Source organism: Rhizobium sp. BK176 (assembly GCF_024808055.1).
The window spans coordinates 1-19,897 of the sequence record NZ_JANUBV010000041.1 but is presented as its reverse complement, the minus strand read 5'-3'; the positions used below and the strand labels follow the sequence as shown (position 1 = coordinate 19,897).

The following is a 19,897-nucleotide window of genomic DNA, read 5'->3' as shown; positions in this document are numbered from 1 at the left end:
TATCCCGAAAACCGTCCTCGCGTTCGGTTCGCTGAACAGGTTCTGCGATCGGGCGTCCAGCCTCCCGAGGTCAGCGAACATAACGTTTTCAGCATGCCCGCACCAATCTCGATCAGTAAAACCGCGCTCAAACGACGTAGCTATCACCAACGACTGATGGGCGCACAGTAACGTGGAGTTTTTTTGTTGCGACTTAGAAGTTTAGGCCGTGCTTGTACGGCTTGTGATCAACCCCTCCAGGATGCTGGTGATTTTTCGCGGCAGAAATCGTTACACATTCGTTGACGGTTTAACGATTAGCTGGAACTAGTGGGGCCAGATCCCCCGCTAACGAAGGGAGCTCACGGCGTTTGGAATGAATTTGGCGATATCTGGGATATCGACTCTTCTCTGTAGGTTGTTACTCAGATTACGGCCCAGTCAAGGTATTCCGATGCCCGTCACGGCATTGGGGCCACGCTAAACGGTACGGTATTCCGCCTCGCCATGGTCTGGAGGCTAGTGCCGTTGCATGAAATCGCCATGACCGTTCAGTTGCAGAGATGCCCGCATCGCTTGGCCATATGGATACTCACTTTGCTCGCAGGTACATGCCAAACAGATCACGAGGATCGTCAGGATCAGCGATCATGTCCAAGTTGAGAAACAAACCGGTGTCCTGCATCTTTGCGCGAACATATCGAAGCGCCGAAAAGTCTTCGACAGCGAAGCCTACGCTGTCAAAGAGCGTGATCTGGCGCTCGTCGCGGCGCCCTTGCGCTTTTCCGGCCAGAACGCGCCAAAGCTCGGTGACCGGATAGTCCGCTGCCATTTGCTGAATCTCACCTTCAATCCGCGTCTGCGGCTCAAACTCCACAAAAGTGTCAGCTCGAAGCAGGATATCACCGTGCAATTCAGTCTTGCCTGGGCAATCCCCGCCGATCGCGTTGATGTGGACCCCGGCGCCGACCATGTTGTCGGTGAGGATGGTGGCGTACTGCTTGTCGGCCGTGCATGTCGTGATGATCTGCGCGCCTTCGACCGCAGACTGTGCCGATGAACACGCGACGACGTGCATGTCGCTGTTGGAAAGGTTCTTCAACGCTTTCGAAGTCGCCAAGGGGTCGATATCGAACAGGCGAATATGGGTGATGCCAAGTACGGCTTTCATTGCGAGCGCTTGGAATTCGGCCTGCGCACCGTTGCCAATAATAGCCAATGTCGATGGGTTTTTCGGCGCCAGATGGCGCGCCGCCATGGCCGACGCAGCCGCCGTTCGCAGCGCCGTCAATAGCGTCATTTCCGTTATGAGAACGGGGTAGCCTGTTGCGACATCAGCAAGAAGACCGAACGCGGTAACCGTCTGCAGACCGTCTCGCGTATTCTTAGGATGCCCGTTGACGTACTTAAATCCGTACGTAGCACCATCCGAGGTCGGCATAAGCTCGATCACGCCATCCGTCGAGTGAGAAGCAATACGGGGGATCTTATCAAAGGAATTCCAGCGGCGGAAATCGTCTTCGATAGCGTCAGTCATCTCCAAAAGCATTTTCTCGATCCCGAGGAGGTGGATGAGCTGCATCATGTTCTCGACGCTGACGAACGGCACGTAGGCTTTAGTTGACGGCGCAATTGCTGGCATTTCGGTCTCCTTAGAAGTGAGGAGAATCGTAGGCTGAGACAACGCTGCCGGAAATGCCAAGACTCTGCAAAATCCACCTGCCAATTAGTTATTTTGTATACCTGAATTGACATTTTTGCCAAATCACCTTGCGGTACGACGACTTGTACTCGCCCTGGATCGCACCTCTTCGTCAAATCTGGCCCCGGCATCGTCCACAGCGACGTTGGGCGCATGCCAAGACTGTTTCAATCTCCATGCAGGACATTCTTGGAACGGCTCTTCTCCTTGTTGACGCCGACAAGACCATGTTCGCTTCGATATTGACCCCTCCCACGCTCGCAAATAACGCCTGGTCTGTGAACAATCTCAGGACTTCTCCCCAGCCCACGATCGAGTGCCACATACAACTTCTAGCGGAGAAGTGCCGGGCATATATGTCGGCATCTCGTTCGGATCCGGCGGCTGCTTATCGACGCAGCAGTCTGCCTGCCACCATGATACATAACGCACAGCTTTGGGGGGCCGAGCTCTCATACACTGCTGAGTAGCAAACTCGTCTCACTGTTCGACACTCCATCAATCATTCGGACTTCCCTTAATACCCGATCAAAATCAGCCAGACTTGCCGCCCTGATATTGGCAATAAGATCCCAGTTTCCGTTCGTGGTGTGAAGGGAATATATTTCCGGCAGCCCCCGAAGCTTGCGTATGACCTGCGTTGTGGACTTGCCTATGACCTCCACCATCATAACCGCGTGCAAGGTGCCATCATTATAGTCGTCCCGCACTCGGGCGGTGAAGCCAAGAAGTGTCCCAGACTTTAGAAGGCGATCGAGGCGGTTCTGAACTGTTCCCCGCGCCACCCCTAATGCCTCCGACAGCTTCGAAAGCGACGCCCGCCCATCAGCCCGCAGGTGAGCGATGAGGCGTCTGTCCAACTCGTCGGGAATGTATTTGGCGGTCTCGTGCATTTTTGCTTTCTAGGAATCTCTACTTGCTGGCAATCGCGGTGCTTCGTAGCCCGAAGCAGGTTTAAATCAGCCCCTGCCCGCCATATACACTGATATGGCACTTGTAAGCCTCTCGGCCTTCTTGAGGTTCGCCGGATCCGAAAGAAAACTTAGAAACGAGCGCCTCGATGAGCACCAGGCCCGGGGCATTGCTGCTGGAAATCACTGAATGCTGAGCGGGCGCGAGCAAGAGTTCCTCTGCGTATTCGGCTAACGGTGCTGCGATCGAGTCGGTCAAAACAATCACCTCAGCGCCTCCTTCTTTCGCAAACCGAACCATTTCGACGGCGCTGGGGAGGAAACTATGCGTCTGGAAATTGCTGGGGTAATATAGCATACAATGACGACATGCGGGAACAACCGTGACTCCCCTGCGTTACCTTCGCAGCCGAGCGTAAGCGTAATTGGAGCGCGGTGCTCTCCTTATCCTTAGGTGTCCTGAGGTCGCTTCCAGCCTTCGAGCTGTGACGCGGGGTTCGAATCCCTGCCTCGGCTACCAAACCCATATTGGCATCGACATCGGTGTCTTTACCTCAACCAACACTGTAAGCGCGCGCCGAGCTCCTGAATGATTGCAACTTATGCTCCGTGTCGTGTGGTGACTCTCCCCCATCACAGGAACCGACTTCCCTGAGATATCAATTCCTGCGCCGTGGCCTCGCGGCTCAAATGTTCCGCCCATAAGGCCTTGTCACGCGGATTTGTTCATGGACATAGCAGTTCCCGGGTCTCAACGACGACTACGGTGACCTGCCACGGAGCTTTCACCCAGCAGCGACTAGAGCCCCGGCGGTTCTGAATATGCCAAGTGGCGCGGTGTGAGCAACCGGCGGACGCGCGAAGCTTTCATCTTGCCGCAGCGTTGGAGCCGGTTGCGGCGATGGTCCCGGCAAAGTCTGCCGGGGTTTTGTATCCGAGCGATGAGTGAGGCCGGAAATGGTTGTAATCGTCCGCCCATTCAGCAATGGCGCTACGGGCATGATCGAGGCCGAAGAACAGGCTTTCATTGAGCAACTCGTCGCGCATCCGACCGTTGAAACTCTCGACATAGCCGTTCTGCATCGGCTTTCCCGGCGCGATGTAGTGCCACTCGACCTTGTGATCCTTCGACCAGGCAAGGATGGCATTCGACGTTAGTTCGGTGCCGTTGTCGGAGACAATCATTCCTGGCTTGCCGCGTCGTTCGATCAGCGTCGTCAGTTCTCGGGCGACACGTCGACCGGAGATGGATGTGTCCGGGATCGCCGCCAGGCATTCGCGCGTCACATCATCGACAATGTTGAGGACGCGGAAGCGTCGGCCGCAGGCAAACTGGTCATGCACGAAGTCCAGCGACCAGCGGGCATTGGCCTTCGCCTCGACCAGGATCGGCGCACGCGTGCCGACCGCACGCCGCCGGGCTTTGCGCTTGCGAACGGAAAGACCTTCCTCGCGATAGAGCCGGTAAATGCGATTGACGCCGGACGGCTCTCCGTCCCGCCGAGCAGGACGAACAGTCGCCGGTATCCGAAAGGCCGTCGCTCATTGGCGAGGTCGCGCAGCTTCGCCCGCAATTCTACCTCCGGCGGTCGGCAGGACCGATATCGCACCATCTTCCGATCCGCAGATATAATCTGGCAGGCCCGCCGTTCCGAAAGACCCATGACGGTCTTCAGATGCGCGACGGCGTCGCGTTTGGCGGCAGGCCCTACCATTTTTTTGCAAGAAGCTCGCGAAGTGCGGCTGCATCCAGCATCTGTTCGGCCAGCAGCTTCTTCAGTCTCGCGTTCTCGTCTTCAAGCGCCTTCAGCCGCCTTGCCTCGGAGACTTCCATGCCGCCATATTTGGCTTTCCAATTTTAAAACGTTGCTTCTGAAATTCCGTGCTTGCGGCAGAGGTCGGCCACCTTCGCGCCAGCCTCCTGCTCCTTCAGCACCGCAATAATCTGCTCTTCCGTAAATCTCTGCTTCTTCATTCGTCCGTCCTTTAATAGGCCGGACTCTAGTCCAATCTGGAGGAAATTCGCAGTGGCAGGTCACCGGCGTAACGGCGCATGACATAGCACGGATCGGCGCGGCCCCATTAGAGCAACCTGGGTGGGGTTTTGTGGATCGACGAGTGGCGCGTCCGTTGGAAAAATCAAACGAGACCCTCCCCTCGCAATGTGGTTGCTTCGATGAGGACATCCCTGACGTTGCGGCAGTCATCGTGCCTTTCTAAAGTTTACTCTAACGATAAAACAGTGAACTATTGTTTTTGTACATTGATTAGGCGTTGCTCATACTGGTAGGTTGCCTTGGTGTTTGCCGCGAACGACTTCTTTTGAATGAGGGAGGCTGGTCTTGCGAAAGATTGCAGTGAATGAGGACTATCTCGTCAGCAGCCTGGCCGATGACAGCATCTTGCCTTGGACTGCAGTGCTCAAACACATCGACCACAAACGATCAAATCTAGCTCCAAATAGAAAGCTACCTACGAACTTTTCGTTCGTGAAGGTTGCCTTTAAGATCCTCTGCCGGGAGAACAGCGTTTCGCACGATAGAAGGACAAGCATTGAAATTGCGGCACTTTTGGTCGCTCTCGTAAGGGAGGGCGCGCATTGCGAAAAGGAACTGATTGACGGTGTCCACCAGAGATGGTCACCATTGCGCGTTCACTAGGGTAGGCCGAGGCTTTGCTGCTTGCGCATGTCGGGGCTGGTTTCTCGGCGTATAAATTGCCGATTCCCCGCTGGCGGCGTGCAAGCCGGTGTCAGCTATAACCGTTGGGACACGTTCATGATACATAGGTCCATCGAAGCTGACACGGCGCGACTGTCCCGAGCACCACGGCTTTCCATCAACATCATGGTGAAGCTCGCTGCGATGAAATCTTGTTTAAAGAAATGGATAGATCACGCGAACTGTCGGTAAAACGTTCCCTCGCGCAGACTGAATTCCAATCTGACGGCGAGACCGCCGCTGCTGCCCCCGCCGGACGTATTGCTATGTACGCCAGCAGACCCGCCAACCGACGCATTCATGCCAAGGCCCCCGCTTGATGTCTCCAACGCTCGCGTTGACGCCATTAGCGCCACCGACTGAAACGCCACGCCCGCTTCTAGTTCTACGTACGCTGATACCATTCTGCCCGCCGATATCCACAGCAGTGACTGAGAGAGGCTTAGCGAGTGCCGCGCATCCGAGCAAAAATGCGGCAACTGCCGACGCCGGTTCGGGTAAAAGACCGTCTGCAGCAACTTGGCACTGTTTCAGAAGAACCCGCGCTCCTGAAACCTTGAGCTTTCCACTGTGGTGGCAACTCAAGAACTAACGCGGTCTGATCCATGCGGCGCATAAGATCGACTCTCGCAGTGGGGTTCCCGCACGCCACACGGTCCACAACCTTCACGAAATCTAACCGACTGTCGTTTTGCTTGAAGCTGACGATCTGGCAGGTTATCGTATGGGAGTTGCCCACTCTCGGGCGCTGCTCATCACCTTAGCCCCACTCTATGGGGCTCCTTTTTCCAATCAGATTGAGACAGAGAGCTTGGGCTGGTGGTGGCCAGCGTACGGGAGGCACGCGAGCGCGACTCAGAACGCCGGAAACAGGCCTTCGGCAAGATCGAAATCGGCCTGCCGCTGCCAAAGGTAAAAGGGCAGCAGCTGGCTCTAGATCTCCATTGAGGCAGCTGCGAGAGGCCTCGCTCCAAATTCGGCCGCAATTGTGGCCGAGCCGCGGTCTAGTCTTAGTCTAGCGAGCTGCCGATGTCTGCCGTCTTTCGTGCAGTTCTTTTTACTGAGACAGTGCCGAAGAAGTCAGTCACACCCTGCGGCTTCTATCCACTGCCGTTTTCCTCCGCCATCATGAAGGCGCTGACGGAATTTGGCGGCAGCGTACCGCGTTTGTGCGTCAAGACCGGATAGATCTGCGCATTGGGCGGTAAATCACATTCAAGCTCAATATCCGATAAATTCGCCCGCAAATGAAGCTCGTGATCGCCGAGCTGCCATCCCACAAAGAGGCATCGATCGAGCGACGGGACCACCTTGCCGGAATGACCTTTTGCCTGGATCAGATGCGGTACGATACACTTCCGCCGGACACTGATCAGTCGGGTGAGCCATTCTCGCCAACGCAACCGACGATCCATGAATGCTTCGCTCCATAAAAGCTTGCTGGACTGAAATGTCGCCAAGTGGTTGGGGTCCGCAATCTCGCCGCCTTCGGTATCCCGGGAAGGCGAGCCAAAATTTCTCGCTTCCTTTGGTCTGCTCTCACGCACCGCACGGGCGAGTTCCCCCTCATAGTCGGCGAAGAAGCGAAATGGTCGTGAGCTCAGATGGTCATCGCCCATAAACATCAACGGGATTTGAGGTGACAGCATCAGGATTTCGGTGAAGGCACGGAAATTTTCGTCACCCACCAAGCTGGAAAGGCGATCGCCCTGCGCCCGGTTCCCTACCTGATCGTGATTCTGCAGAAAATGCACGAACGATGTAGGGGCAATTGCTTCGGTTGGAACCTTCGCGCCGCCCAGTGTCTGCACTCCCTCCCTCACATATCCGCTAGCCAGGGCTTGGCGCAGTTTAACCCAGGGAGCGTCCTTAAAGGGTGCGTAATGACCAGAGTTCTCTCCGGTGGCGACGACATGAAGCGCGTGATGGAAGTCATCATTCCAGTCGGCCTTGAACAGTGGACGCCCATTGCGATTAGCGATCATGTCCGTCCCGTTGGCCGGATTCTCCGTCATCAAATGAACGTGGCGCACATCGAAGTGGCGGCTGACTCTCTCCGATATCTCCTCAAGGATATGATGATGGCTCTTGTCATCGATCTGGTCGATTGCGTCCAGTCTCAAGCCATCCAATCTGAATTCACTAAGCCAGTACATGACGTTGTCGATGAAATATTGACGCACGGGGATCCGCTCGAAAGCGATGCGTGGTCCCCATGGCGTCGGACTATCGCTTCGAAAGAAGGCGGGAGCATAGGTCGGAAGATAATTTCCTTCAGGCCCGAAGTGATTATACACGACGTCAAGAAAAACCATCAGACCAAGACCGTGAGCCGCGTCGATGAAGGCTTTGAAATCCTCTGGAGTGCCGTAGCTATTGTGAGGCGCGTAGTGAAGGACACCATCGTAACCCCAGCCACGGCTGCCGGGAAATTGTGCAATCGGCATCACCTCAATCGCGGTGAACCCGAGATCCGCTAATAGGCCCAGCCGCTCTGCTGCTGCCCGAAACGTCCCGTCTTCGGTGAACGTCCCGACATGGAGTTCGTAGATGATGGCTTCCTCCCAGGGCCGACCCTGCCAATCTGGATGTCTCCAGTCGTAGGCGTTTGGATCCACGAGCATGGATGGACCTCCGACATCGCCCGACTGATATCTTGAGGCAGGATCGGGAACAGCGGTGCCATCCGGAAGGATGAAACTGTAATGCGTCTGAGTAGGCACATCGCTCCTGAGTGTCTCGAACCAACCATCTTCCTTTCGATCCATGGAGACATGTTCGGAGCCGACCCTCAGCGCCAACGCCGTGACGTCGGGCGCCCAAAGTCGAAAGCAGATACCGTCCTCCTGGTACGACGGTCCCCAGGCAAATCTTTCCAACGAGCAAGTCATCAACGCAGTAACCCCTGTCCGCCATCGACAAAAACAGGCGTTCCGGTGACATGTCTGGCGGCATCAGACAACAGGAAGGCAATGACTTCGGCGACATCGGTACTCATTCCGGGCACACCCCCGGTAATTGGAACTTGTCCATCCGGCCAGATCACCGGGATGGCTGTTTCCCGCTCTCCCCTCAGGGCCGTGCTGGCTTCGATATTCGTCTCGATCTCCCCGGGGCAGACCGCGTTGATACGGATATGGTGTCGGGCGAGCTCAAGCGACAATTGCTGAACCATGGCAACCTGCGCGGCCTTTGTCGCAGTATAGGCGGTCGCGCCTGGGGTCGTGAACGTTCTTGTTCCATTGATGGAAGACACAACGACGATTGATCCTCCGCCGTTCCGTTTCAGCTCGGGAACCGAGATATGCAGTGTCAGAAACGTACCCGTCAGATTGACGTTGATCGTTTGCTGCCATTCATCTTGCGTGAGATCATCGATCGGAGCCCAGACGCCGTTGATACCTGCGTTCGCGACCACCGAGTCGAGACGACCATATTCATCCACCAATCTTCTCACGCTTTCACGCATGTCACGTTCGATACCGATATCCGCGACCAATGTCAGAGCGTGTCCATTGGCATTGCGGATGTCGCGCGCCGTAGCCTCAAGTTCGTCGGCGGTGTGTCCCAATAGCCCGACAGAAAACCCGTTCGCAGCGAGGCAAATTGCTGTCGCTCGACCAATTCCAGAACCTGCGCCAGTCACAAGCGCGACAGGTGTAAGCATGTTTGAACTCCGTTCTACGAATTGCATCGTTGGCTTGCCGCTCATATACGCCCCAGTAACGCCAAAGCTGGATAGCGGTTCCTGAGGAGGACTTCCCTCAGGGCTGCAAAAGCCTCATTGACGCCTTGAATAGAGGGCTTGCATATGCCGGTGCGGGCCGTCCCTCAGCAACGGAACTTCCAATTGTCGCAGGGGTAGGCGTGCATGAGAAGCACAGACTGAGAAACTGCGTTATGTCGCGGTCGTCGTCAGAGGTGGCTCGGTTTGTCTGAACAGATTGCAGCGTTTCGCTAAGTGGATTTCCGCCTCGATTATGCCGCCACCATCATCGGTGTCAGCGCGTTGAAGTTAGCCTGATCCGGCGTCTGCCGGTCAAGGGATGAAGGTGGACGTCGGGTATTGGAAAAAAGTCAGATCGTGGCCGATGCCAGTGCGGGCCTCGGACACGGTCTTGTAGGTATGGAGATAGACCTCCTCGTATTTGATCGAGCGCCAAAGCCGCTCAACGAAGACGTTGTCCCGCCAAGCGCCCTTGCCTTTGGGATCGCCTGGGCGATTGCATTGGCCTATCTCGTTGTCGCCAATTTGGGTTTGGTCTGATGCCGATACGTAGTGACCCCAGGATCAAAACCGCTCTGAGCGGTGTTGATTTGCTGGGGATGAGGCCCCAGAAGAAAAACTGGGGCCTCAAGCACGCCCGACCTATTGGCTGCCGCTCTTGTCCTTGCCAGTACCGGGCGCCGCCATTTTTGCATGCTGTGAGGCGAGCATACCCGCGGGCGTGACGTTAGCGACCGCGGCCTGAAATTTATTTTTCCATCCCGAAACCACGTCACCGTCACCATTCATCATTGCATCGAAGCCGGCCCGGGCAACATCAGATGCGTCGTCCTTTTCGGCCTGTCCCACCTCGGTGTCGAGCATATCGGCCCGCTCGAAGAAACGGGTTTCCGTCGCCCCCGGCATAAGGCAGGTCACCGTAATGCCGGTGTCTTTAAGCTCCTCGCGCAAGGCGAAGGAAAACGAATTGATGAAAGCCTTCGTACCGTTATAGACAGCCTGGTAGCTTCCAGGCATAAAGCCGGCGATGGAGCCAGTCAGAAGTATGCGGCCGACACCGCGTGAGCGCATCTGGCGAGCAATCTGCTGCACAAGGTATGTTGTACCGAGGATGTTGGTATCGATCACGCGCCGGACTTGGGTAAAGTCCTGGTCAAGAAAACCCTTTCCAAGTCCCCTACCAGCATTCGCCAGCAGAAGGTCAACCGACCGCCCGTCTGCTACGACGGCTTCGACAAGGCGATCGACGCCTTTCATTGTCGCAAGATCGGTTTCGATGGCCTCTACAGCGGTCCCCAGATCACTGAGATGCATGCCAATGTCATCTATTTCAGGCTCGTCTGCTGCTATAATGAGGTCATAGCCCTTTGATGCGGCGATCTGAGCAAGCTCGAGACCGATTCCGCTCGAGGCTCCTGTGACCACGGCAAGCCCTTTGGCTTGCCCGTCGTGTGTGCGTTCCATTTCGCTTTTCCTTTCGAGTCAAGGCCTCATTACAACTTTGATGCACCCGTCCTGCTTGTCACGGAACGTCTTGTAGAGGTCCGGACCTTCTTCAAGCGTTGCACGATGTGTAATGATGAAGGATGGGTCGATTTCGCCAGATTGGATCCGTTCCATCAGCAACGGTAGGTAATGCTGGACTGGAGTCTGGGCCATTCGAAATGTCAGCCCGCGATTGATGGCGGAACCCATTGGAATCTTGTCCAGGAAGCCACCGTAGACGCCCACGATGGAGACGATACCGAAATTTCGGCAACAGTGGATCGCCTGGCGCAAGACGTGTGGCCGATCGGTGCCCATGAAGGTCGCCACCTTGATACGGTCAAGCCGGGAATCCCAACTTGCCGACGCGTCTGCTTCAGTTCCAACGGCATCGATGCAGGCGTCTGCACCGCGGCCGGCTGTCAACTCCATGATCTTGTCGTAGATATCCTCATCCATGAAATCGAGCGTGATTGCGCCGGACGCCGCGGCAAGAGCCAATCGTTCCGCAACGGTATCGATGGCAATGACGCGTTCCGCTCCAAGAATGAATGCAGATCTGATTGCCATCAGACCTACGGGCCCACAGCCCCAGATCGCAATGGTATCGCCTGCCTGAATGTTGCAGAAATCCGCGGCCATGTAACCGGTCGGAAGAATATCGGAAAGAAACAATACCTGTTCGTCAGTCAGGCCTTCGGGAACCTTTATTGGGCCGACATCGGCATATGGAACGCGAAGATACTCCGCCTGGCCGCCACTGTAACCGCCGAGCAAATGGGTATAACCGAAGAGCCCAGCGGGCGAATTGCCCCACATTTTCCGCACCTTGGAGGGGTCTGGATTTGAACGCTCGCATCCAGAAAAAAAGCCACGCTTGCAGAAGAAGCATTCTCCGCAGGAAATCGTAAAGGGAACGACGACACGATCGCCGACTTTCAATTTCTTGTTTTCCTTGCCGACCTCGACGACTTCGCCCATTGTCTCATGTCCCATCACATCACCACTGTGCATGTCGGGCATTACACCGTTGTAGAGATGCAGATCCGAACCACAAATTGCACAGGCCGTAACCTTGATGATTGCGTCGCGACCGTCCTCAATCGTCGGGTCCGGCACGCTTTCACAGCGGATATCGTGCTTGCCGTGCCAGGTGAGCGCTTTCATGGTCGATCCTTTCCAGCCAAAGATGAGCGAACTAAACCTCGACCTTCGACACTTGTTCCCATCTTCATGGGTAGCCCGAGGGTGCGCAGATACCTTTCGCATCCGAAAAGGTCGCGCGTTTCAGGATCATGGGACAGCTAGTTCGAATGGCTGGATACAGCCGGAGAAAAATGCCTGTCTGCGAGGATGCAATCTAGTTGGCTCCGGCGATGGCAGTCTTCAATTGGTTTTGGCCATCGGTTTGCGCAGCAAAGCCGTGCGTTTGTTGGGCCGCGACGATGGATCTTCCGTGCACACGGACCGCGTCCCTCGACCAGACCAACGAAGTGACGGGCAGTGCCCATCGCGCAATGGACGAAGAAGTTCTATGGCCTGCGGGTGGAACAACCTTCCAAGCTTGGGGTTGTGAAGCGGTCAGACACTAAACAATATGGAGATTCCAATGAAAAAGGTTCTTGCTGTCGCGCTTCTTTCCCTCGGCATGGCGACATCTGTTTATGCCCAGTCCAATCCAGTGCCGAACAATATGGCGGGTGACAAGACCATGGGCGAAGATGCGGGCGGCGGCGCAAACGGTGACGTACAGACGCAGACCGGAACCAACATGCCGGCGGTCGTTGATCCCAAAGCCACCAACAGCACGACTGGCGGCAATACCAATGCAACCGGTACGGTCGACAGAACGCGCTGCCCAGCACAACCGGCTCCTGGCTCCGTCGCGACGCAAGGCGGCAATGGCGGCGCTTCGGTGAGCGAAGCATGCCCCGACAATCAGCAATAGCGAGAGAATATTGAAAAGGCCGGCGAAACCGGCCTTTTCCTCGTGAACCCGGGATCCGACGGCACGGCGATGGAGACGAATGATGGCGCTGACAGCAATCTCCCCCAATGCAACTTTGAAAAGAAGCGGCGGCGATCCGTCCTCAACAGACAGGATGCTAACTTTGATCACCGAGGCGTTGGATCGAGAAGGCGTGAAAAGCGAGACATTACGACTGGCGGACTTCAACATTCTCCCTGGCGTTACCTCAGATGAAGGGGCTAGTGACGAATGGCCTGATATAAGAGCCAAGATTCTTGCCGCAGACATGTTGGTCCTTGGAACACCTATTTGGCTGGGACAGCCTTCAAGCGTCGCGAAACGTGTGCTGGAACGAATGGATGCGTTTCTCGAGGAGGTTGATGACGCTGGTCGAATGGTCTCGTATGGCCGCGTCGCAGCTGTTGCTGTCGTCGGAAACGAAGATGGCGCACATCACGTTTCGGCGGAACTTTTCCAAGCCCTTAACGACATCGGCTTTACGATCCCGGCAAATGCGGTCAGCTACTGGGTCGGCGAGGCCATGGGCAGCGTGAACTTCGTGGATCTGGCCAAAGTCCCGGCGGCAGTCACGAAGATGGTCGAAACGCTTGCCCGCAATAGCGTTCATGTTGCGAACCTCCTTCGGCGAGAACAATATCCGGGGCAGCGGTGAGGCGTGCTCGATGAGACCTCCGCGGCAGAACGCGTTCATTTTCGGGGACGCGAAAGCACCGACATCCGACGGGCGACGTTCCTCGGGGTATGGAGCGATAGCAGCACGTGGCCGTCAGCTGATGAACGATAGTCCGCATCTCCCCTCCACGGTTCGTCGCCATGGACGCCCCTGATCATCCTGAGGGCGTAAAGGACCATAGTAAATTCCAGCGGTGCTTTTGGTTCGTCCAGCGATGCGCGTGGATCGGTTTTGCCGCAATCCTGGTTGCATGTCTTCTTGGTTTGTTTGGCCGGGGGGGCCTCTTCGCCGAAAGAACCGTAACGGTCCGAGGTGGAATCATGGAGGTGCCTGCTATCTCACGCTGGCACGCGCCGGAGACAATAAAAATCACATTTGATGCATCTGCAGATGTAAGGACATTCCTAGTCGATGAGGGCTTTCATCGGACGTTTTCCCTCGAGACTATCGATCCACGACCGTCGGAGACCGTCGTTGTGGGTGGCCGGACTGGCTATCGATTTCCCGCCGATCCGCGTGCCAAGCTTGCGGTGATGTTGAGGCTTCAAACGCAACGACCCTGGCTTCGGAAGTACCATATCGGCATCGGGACCGAGGTGGTCAATCAGTCAGTGTTCGTTTTTCCGTAAGGGGAAGAGATGGACTCCGTCATTCGCGGACTTGCGATCTACTTTAGCCTACTCCTCATTATCAGGCTGTCTGGGCGTCGGACCTTGGCGCAGATGACTCCGTTTGACTTGGTGATTGTTCTCGTCATTTCCGAAACGACGCAACAAGCAATGCTTGCAGACGACTTTTCGGTCACCAACGCAATCATTCTCATCCTCACACTTTTCACGACCGATATTGCTCTGTCCTATGTAAAACGAGGGTGGACACGAGCTGCGCATGTCGTTGACGGTGTTCCGACAATACTTGTAAGCCACGGCGTCTACGACGACACCGCCTTGCGCGGCTGTCGGATGGGCCGGGATGACATCATGGAGGCGGCTCGAAGCCAGCAGGGGATTGAAACGATCGATGACATCAAATTCGCAATCCTCGAGGTCAGTGGAAACATCAGCATCATAAAAAAATGAGACTTGTACAGCCCGCGGGCAGTAGGCCCCTCAAGCAAATGCGGACTGAGGAACTTCTTCGCTCATTCTACGTTTGGGACAGCATTCTTCCAAGGAGCATCATCATGGCAAAGCGACCGAACACACCGATCCAGGGGACACGTCCCGATGGAGGAACGATGTCAACACCCGACGCCAGTAGCGATAAAAATGTTACCGATCGTATCCGCAGCCGCGCCTATGAGATCTGGGAATCCGAGGGCAGCCCGGACGATCGTCACGACGAACATTGGCTTCAGGCGGAACGTGAAATCCTTCACGGCCACGACCAACTGGACAGCGACGATGTGCCGAACCTAGATGCGCTACGCGAAGCGGCGCGCCAACACAGGGACGTCTTTATCGTCAAGAGCGATCTGGAAGACGCCGATGAACGCGAAGCCACGCCTGGTGTACGGGAGCAACCGTGACGGGAGTGACCGATTTTCCGACCTCTCCTTATTTTCCGGGAATTGCAGGTTGTGCGTGAAGCGATCAACCTGCGCCGGCCGGATCGCCGATCGGAAGAAGTGCAGGATCAAGGGGTGGGTCGTTTGGGTTCTTGTTGTCCGCAGGATCCTGTGCGGGCGTGAGTGGCGGTTTCTCCTTCGTCCGGTCCGGGATGCCCGATTCTGGTTGAGGGCCGCGGGGTGTCTCTGCTGGATTGGGGACTGAAGTCGGCATCTCTGATCTCCTTGCCGTGATGAAACGACAGATAGATCGCTTTGTTCCGCAGCACGCCAGGTTCGTGTTTTCTGCCGTCGTCGGCCGTCCAAGGCAATTTACCTGTTTTCAGTAAAGGCAACTGAGCACTAATTTGCTTGCCACAATCGAACACTACACTGTTGCTCGATCTAATTTGCCCGTGAATGGAACAGCCCTCGTCTTCAACTGTTTTGCGTCGCACAGATGGAGAAACAACATGACAACAATGACGCTTCAGGAGTTATCGGAAAAACTACGGAAGATCGATTTCTGCATGATGACGACATATAGCGGCAACGTGCTTTCCAGTCGACCGATGAGCAACAATGGCGAGGTCGAATATGATGGCGATTCCTGGTTCTTCAGTTACGAGGCCACACGCAAGATCTACGATCTGAAAAGCAACCCCGCCCTGTCGCTTACGTTCACAGCGCCTCCTGGTCTTCTCGGAAAGCCCGGAATTTTTGTTTCCGTTGAGGGCAAAGCTGAACTCATCAGAGTTCGACAGGAGTTCGAGGCCCGGTGGACCGACGGGCTTAATCGTTGGTTTCCAGAGAAATTCAACACGCCGGGAATGGTGCTGGTCAAAGTTCACGCCGAGAAGATCCAGTACTGGGATGGTGAGGAGAACGGATCCATTTCAATGTGATTATAGTCCCTCGCGACGGCATTCAGCTACCTGCTGCCCTACCCTAACCAGCCGGTCTCTATGTCGGTAAAAACCTGGCACGACCGAGTCGCCCTTCGCCAGGACAGGGCTTGAACCACCAGCGACTTGAAAAATTGCGGCTCTTTGCTACGGGCAACTTCTTCGACCACGGAACCAAAACTACAACTTCAGCGTTCATGGCAAGAGGCAGGAGATGGAGGAAGCCCCGTGTGTGATCGGTCAATTGGTTTGCTGATAGCCGTTGAAATCTGTGCATTGTTCTGGATTGCTGTGGCCATTCTGGTGTTTGGGACACATTAGACAACATCTAAACCTGGTTGGACAGTAGCAACACTCGAAGCGCGACTAGGTGGCACCGTGCCGACCTCTTCGATAGTGGCGTAAGTAAGCGTTCATACTCGCGTTCTGATGGGCTGGGGCGGCGAGCCGCGAGCATGATTGACCGGAACTCATGCGTCAGCGGAAGCTCGTCACCATCGATTCTATAATCGCAAATTAGGAGCCAGCGGGCGAGCCGCTCGGCGACTCGATAGTTCACATTGGTAAGGGCAGTACAAGCCGTTTGTACGAGTGCGTATGGATCGCATCGCATGTTGCAGGACATGTCACACAGGCGGTCACGCTCTGGCGTCCAACCGAACGCGACCGAACCCGCTGGCCAGCAACAGTTCCAAAATCAGACAGACAGTGCCGGCAAACGGCGTACCGAGCGGAGCGAATGAGCGCCAGAACGTACTCCGGCAGCCAATTGAAATTGTACGTGGAAACACGGGTGTTTTGAAGGAATGACTAATTGGAAGCGCTTTTCTGCAAAGCAGCCAGGACAGCGGGAGCGGCTGCGGTTGTCAGCGCTGCAACAGGGAGGCGCCTCAGGAATCTTGCCCCGACGAAGGCTCCGATCATGGCACCAGCGAGTTTTGCCCATGGGTAATCCCCAAGCTGCGCGTGCGCTGCAGCGTCTGCCCACTCGGCTCGCGATTGCACAACCGTTGCGGCCCGTTCCACCACGACAGCGAGCCTGTTGCGGAGGGTTTCGATATCACGTCTAATCAAATCGATGTCATCACGTATCTGGGCGAACTTGACCCGCTCTCTCTCTTCTCTTCGCCCCGTCTTCTCTTCTCGGAAGAGGTCCGTATCTGCCGTCCGATGGCCAGCAATTACATTTTCGTTGGGACCCGATGTTGAGTCGGGAAAAACAGACTCCATGATTTCCTCGAGCTCCTCATCATCGATGCTTTCGGCGTCTGGGTATTCGCTCTTGATCATTTGGCTGCTCCTGAACTGGCTGGATCAGGAACGCGCGCCGCGGCGAAAAGATGCATGCGCCTCGTGCGGTTGACAGGAACATTTCGCCAACTTGAAGAGTTCAACAGCATCACTCAAAGAGGACACTGCAGATGCAACTTATCGATACGAGGGTCAGTGACGCAGGAACCGAGGTCATGGTGGAGTTCGTCGGCGAAGGTGGGGAAAGTGTTCTTGTCCGTATGAGCAATGAGGACCATCTCCTTGACGATCAGAATGCGATCGATCATGCCGAGGCAGTGATGGTGCAACTAACGGCGTTCGACGACAGCGGCGCTACCCGACCGGACGAGTCGAATAGCCGCCCTACGCGAGATGACCCGCTGGTGGATACCGAAAGCCTTCTGCCCAGTGATCTGTCGCACTGATCCAGATCGCCTGCCGGGCGTTTGACATCGGCCTGCTGCCATGCGTCGGCGAATGGGGAGAGTGTTGGGCGTAACGGCTCGTCGGTTCACGTTTGCCGGTGCGCAATGACCTGAGATCGGTTCGATCCGACAAGCACTCGCCCCAGTCTTCCGCCAGCGCTTCTACTACCGGTTGCTTCCGCTGGGCCACTTGGGCCAACTGGAACGATTATTGCATCGCCGCTAATATTTCCGAGCGATGAGGGCAATCGTTATGAGTCTGAACACACCGGATAAATTTCCCGCTGTAAGACTGCTCTTTGGTGGCGCACAAAGATACAAGCTGGTGCAGAACGTCGCAGATGCCGCAATGGTTCTGGTCGAGGATTGGCCCTGCGATGACGGGGAAGAATACATCAATGCGCTTGTTGTCTGCCTGAACGCCTACAAGCGCGCTGCGCCGGCCCTTGCAGCCAGGGAGGCCCTTCTCCGCGCTGCCGATGAAGTGCGCATTCCTCACCTTTCAATTGTCTGCTGATGACAACCGGGACAGCTGCCTCCCCGTCCTGTGTTTTCGAGGATTGCGTCGCGCGGAGCGGGGCAGCCGCGTCAGCCGCCATCTATAAGGGAACAAAGAGGAACTCCTGGCGTTCGGGACCTGCAAAACTGTTCCAACTTTGGAGGTATTGAAATGGGACGTGGTCTTCTCCTCTGGCTTCTTGGCATTCCACTGCCTATCGTCATTCTACTTGTTCTTTTCATGCGCTAGGAGTTCGAGATGTCTGTAGCGTATGAAAGAAAAGTTGACGTGATGCCGATCGAATCTTCGAAGTCCGGGATGTCCTGGGGGTCGATATTCGGAGGCGCGGTGGCAGCAACTGGTGCCACATTCTGCTGCTTGTCGGTTCAGGTGTGGGGCTGACTATGGTTTCGCCCTGGTCGGGCGAAAGCAGTTCTGCTGCAACGGTTGGTGTGACTGCAGCAATCTGGCTGGTCGTTGTCCAATGGCTCTCTTCTGCTCTGGGCGGCTATCTGACGGGCCGGCTGCGGACCAAGTGGGCAGCAGCCCATACCGACGAAGTGTTCTTTCGTGACACAGCCCATGGTTTCCTGAGCTGGGCGGTCGCGACGGTGTTCGTGGCTGGCTTTCTCGCATCGTCATTAACCTCGCTGGCAAGTGCGGGAGCAAGTGCCGTCGGCACGATTGCAACCGGCGCTACAGTGGCAGGCGGCGCAGCTGCAGCATCGTCCTCGGGGCCTGATCTCGCGACCTCGTACTTCACTGACGCTCTTCTCCGACCCGAGCAACAGACGGCAGACCGCGCCGGTGAAACCAATGGTGCTGCGACGGCCGAGATTTCCCGCATCCTGTTGCAAGGCGCAAAGAATGGTTCGATCCCTGATCAGGACAAAACATATATCGCCTCCATCGTTGCCGCTCGCACCGGCTTGTCTGAAGCCGATGCCCGCGGCCGGGTCGACACGGTCCTGAAACAGATCGATGACGCCAAGACAGCAGCCCAAACGGCGGCTGACAAGGCAAGAAAGGCGTCTGCGACCACTGCCATGCTCGGCTCGCTGTCGCTATTGATCGGGGCCTTCATTGCGTCCGCCGCCGCTGCTCTGGGCGGCAGACAACGCGACGAGGAAGAGGACCTTGTTGCGATCGGTCGCAGCAAGATGTGACGATCAAAAAGAGCGCTTCGGGATAGGACGCGCTCTTCTTTCGCTCAAAGGGTTTGTCCCCATTGTAGTCGCGCCTGGACCGGGATCCCGCCTCCTCAGCCGGAGACGAAGGAGCGCGATATCAAAGGGCCTTGATGTTTTCAGCCGATGACTTGCCGGACCGACGGTCAGCGACGATGTCGTAGCTTACCTTCTGGCCTTCGCGCAGGCCATCCAGGCCGGACCGCTGCACAGCCGAGATGTGAACAAACGTATCGCCCGACCCATCGTCTGGCTGGATGAAGCCAAATCCCTTGTCCTGATTAAAGAATTTTACTGTTCCTGTCGGCATGTGCCACCTCCTGTGAACCCCTGCGATGCAAACCATAAACGGGCAGCAGGCAATGACAAGCCTTGGGATGCGCAAATCTCGGAACGCAATGACCGTGATGCCACATGGAACCGGAAGCATGACTGGCCACCGGCTTTCAAGATCTCGAGTCCGGCGCTGTGGTGGCCATTGTTCACGAACTTGAATCGATCAGCGTGGATCGATTCAAAACTCTCGTTGGACGAGGAGGCTGCCGGAAGCGAATCTGTCTCCATGCTTCAACAGCCCTATCACCTCTACATCGAGCGGAAGGACGCCAACCGGAACGTGGCGCGATTTTATGCGCTCGAGGTTTCCGCTAGTCTGTTTGGAGATACCTGTCTGACGCGGCGATGGGGACGTATCGGCACGCGGGGCCAGGTCAGGATCGAACATTTCGCCCATGAACAGGCTGCGGTGGACACGTTTCTTCATCTGCTAAAGGAGAAGCGATCCCGAGGTTACAGGACGAGATCGCCAGCCGTTTGATGGGGAGAGGCAGGCGGCTCACGCCGCCTGCCCTTCGTCGTTGTCGTCGAGGTCAGTGT

18 protein-coding genes and 3 pseudogenes are annotated in these 19,897 nt (G+C 56.1%); 9 read left to right on the top strand and 12 right to left on the bottom strand.

The genetic code is table 11. From position 1 onward, the window contains the following. Window positions 1-571 precede the first annotated feature (571 nt). The 9 genes and pseudogenes from FHT76_RS39755 to FHT76_RS39715 form a co-directional block, all read right to left on the bottom strand. On the bottom strand, window positions 572-1,621 hold the full coding sequence (locus FHT76_RS39755) for an ornithine cyclodeaminase (RefSeq protein WP_259186790.1): 1,050 nt from the start codon (window positions 1,619-1,621) through the stop codon (window positions 572-574). 512 nt (window positions 1,622-2,133) lie between these two features. Continuing rightward, on the bottom strand, window positions 2,134-2,574 hold the full coding sequence (locus FHT76_RS39750) for an Lrp/AsnC family transcriptional regulator (protein ID WP_259186789.1): 441 nt from the start codon (window positions 2,572-2,574) through the stop codon (window positions 2,134-2,136). Window positions 2,575-2,635: 61 nt separating this feature from the next. Beyond that, the gene (locus FHT76_RS39745) at window positions 2,636-2,860 is read right to left on the bottom strand and encodes a hypothetical protein (RefSeq protein WP_259186788.1); all 225 of its coding nucleotides are present in this window, start codon (window positions 2,858-2,860) and stop codon (window positions 2,636-2,638) included. Window positions 2,861-3,377: 517 nt separating this feature from the next. Then, window positions 3,378-4,567: pseudogene (locus FHT76_RS39740) on the bottom strand (IS3 family transposase). 1,845 nt (window positions 4,568-6,412) lie between these two features. Further along, the gene (treZ, locus tag FHT76_RS39735; RefSeq protein WP_259186786.1) at window positions 6,413-8,203 is read right to left on the bottom strand and encodes a malto-oligosyltrehalose trehalohydrolase; all 1,791 of its coding nucleotides are present in this window, start codon (window positions 8,201-8,203) and stop codon (window positions 6,413-6,415) included. Then, window positions 8,203-8,979, bottom strand: a complete 777-nt coding sequence (locus FHT76_RS39730; protein ID WP_259186785.1) for an SDR family NAD(P)-dependent oxidoreductase — start codon at window positions 8,977-8,979, stop codon at window positions 8,203-8,205. Before FHT76_RS39730 ends, treZ begins: the two co-directional genes overlap by 1 nt. 311 nt (window positions 8,980-9,290) lie before the next feature. After that, a pseudogene (locus FHT76_RS39725) lies at window positions 9,291-9,516 on the bottom strand (integrase core domain-containing protein); the annotation flags it as partial. Between the two features lie 165 nt (window positions 9,517-9,681). Beyond that, window positions 9,682-10,503 carry an SDR family oxidoreductase gene (locus FHT76_RS39720; RefSeq protein WP_259186784.1) on the bottom strand — a complete coding sequence of 274 codons (822 nt, stop codon included), beginning with the start codon at window positions 10,501-10,503 and terminating at the stop codon, window positions 9,682-9,684. An 18-nt stretch (window positions 10,504-10,521) separates the two neighbouring features. Then, the gene (locus tag FHT76_RS39715; protein WP_183759239.1) at window positions 10,522-11,691 is read right to left on the bottom strand and encodes a zinc-dependent alcohol dehydrogenase; all 1,170 of its coding nucleotides are present in this window, start codon (window positions 11,689-11,691) and stop codon (window positions 10,522-10,524) included. Between the two features lie 442 nt (window positions 11,692-12,133). On the opposite strand from FHT76_RS39715, the gene FHT76_RS39710 reads away from it, so the two are divergent. The 4 genes from FHT76_RS39710 (at window position 12,134) to FHT76_RS39695 (ending at window position 14,715) form a co-directional block, all read left to right on the top strand. Next, window positions 12,134-12,472, top strand: coding sequence for a hypothetical protein (locus FHT76_RS39710; RefSeq protein ID WP_183759240.1), 339 nt, complete (start codon window positions 12,134-12,136; stop codon window positions 12,470-12,472). Between the two features lie 82 nt (window positions 12,473-12,554). Then, entirely contained in the window at window positions 12,555-13,166 is a 612-nt protein-coding gene (locus tag FHT76_RS39705; RefSeq protein ID WP_259186803.1) for a flavodoxin family protein, read from the top strand. Window positions 13,167-13,825: 659 nt separating this feature from the next. After that, window positions 13,826-14,266 carry a DUF421 domain-containing protein gene (locus FHT76_RS39700; RefSeq protein WP_183759242.1) on the top strand — a complete coding sequence of 147 codons (441 nt, stop codon included), beginning with the start codon at window positions 13,826-13,828 and terminating at the stop codon, window positions 14,264-14,266. A gap of 104 nt (window positions 14,267-14,370) precedes the next feature. Beyond that, on the top strand, window positions 14,371-14,715 hold the full coding sequence (locus tag FHT76_RS39695; protein WP_183759243.1) for a DUF2934 domain-containing protein: 345 nt from the start codon (window positions 14,371-14,373) through the stop codon (window positions 14,713-14,715). 64 nt (window positions 14,716-14,779) lie between these two features. On the opposite strand, the gene FHT76_RS39690 is transcribed toward FHT76_RS39695, so the two are convergent. Further along, window positions 14,780-14,968 carry a hypothetical protein gene (locus tag FHT76_RS39690; RefSeq protein WP_183759244.1) on the bottom strand — a complete coding sequence of 63 codons (189 nt, stop codon included), beginning with the start codon at window positions 14,966-14,968 and terminating at the stop codon, window positions 14,780-14,782. Between the two features lie 238 nt (window positions 14,969-15,206). On the opposite strand from FHT76_RS39690, the gene FHT76_RS39685 reads away from it, so the two are divergent. Next, a complete protein-coding gene (locus FHT76_RS39685) occupies window positions 15,207-15,638 on the top strand; it encodes a pyridoxamine 5'-phosphate oxidase family protein (protein WP_259186782.1) in 432 nt (143 codons plus the stop codon). A gap of 810 nt (window positions 15,639-16,448) precedes the next feature. Here the strand turns inward: FHT76_RS39685 and FHT76_RS39675 are convergent. Next, window positions 16,449-16,928 carry a hypothetical protein gene (locus tag FHT76_RS39675; protein WP_183865085.1) on the bottom strand — a complete coding sequence of 160 codons (480 nt, stop codon included), beginning with the start codon at window positions 16,926-16,928 and terminating at the stop codon, window positions 16,449-16,451. Between the two features lie 131 nt (window positions 16,929-17,059). On the opposite strand from FHT76_RS39675, the gene FHT76_RS39670 reads away from it, so the two are divergent. The 3 genes and pseudogenes from FHT76_RS39670 (at window position 17,060) to FHT76_RS39660 (ending at window position 19,000) form a co-directional block, all read left to right on the top strand. Next, the gene (locus FHT76_RS39670; RefSeq protein WP_259186780.1) at window positions 17,060-17,335 is read left to right on the top strand and encodes a hypothetical protein; all 276 of its coding nucleotides are present in this window, start codon (window positions 17,060-17,062) and stop codon (window positions 17,333-17,335) included. Between the two features lie 253 nt (window positions 17,336-17,588). Further along, window positions 17,589-17,852: a DUF982 domain-containing protein gene (locus tag FHT76_RS39665; RefSeq protein WP_183759248.1), complete on the top strand. Its 264-nt coding sequence runs from the start codon at window positions 17,589-17,591 to the stop codon at window positions 17,850-17,852. 240 nt (window positions 17,853-18,092) lie between these two features. After that, window positions 18,093-19,000, top strand: a pseudogene (locus FHT76_RS39660) (hypothetical protein). A 121-nt stretch (window positions 19,001-19,121) separates the two neighbouring features. On the opposite strand, the gene FHT76_RS39655 reads toward FHT76_RS39660, so the two are convergent. After that, the gene (locus FHT76_RS39655; protein WP_183759250.1) at window positions 19,122-19,331 is read right to left on the bottom strand and encodes a cold-shock protein; all 210 of its coding nucleotides are present in this window, start codon (window positions 19,329-19,331) and stop codon (window positions 19,122-19,124) included. 252 nt (window positions 19,332-19,583) lie between these two features. Here FHT76_RS39655 and FHT76_RS39650 point away from each other — a divergent pair, with 252 nt between their 5' ends. Continuing rightward, the gene (locus tag FHT76_RS39650) at window positions 19,584-19,838 is read left to right on the top strand and encodes a WGR domain-containing protein (RefSeq protein WP_183865087.1); all 255 of its coding nucleotides are present in this window, start codon (window positions 19,584-19,586) and stop codon (window positions 19,836-19,838) included. The last annotated feature ends 59 nt before the right edge of the window (window positions 19,839-19,897 follow it).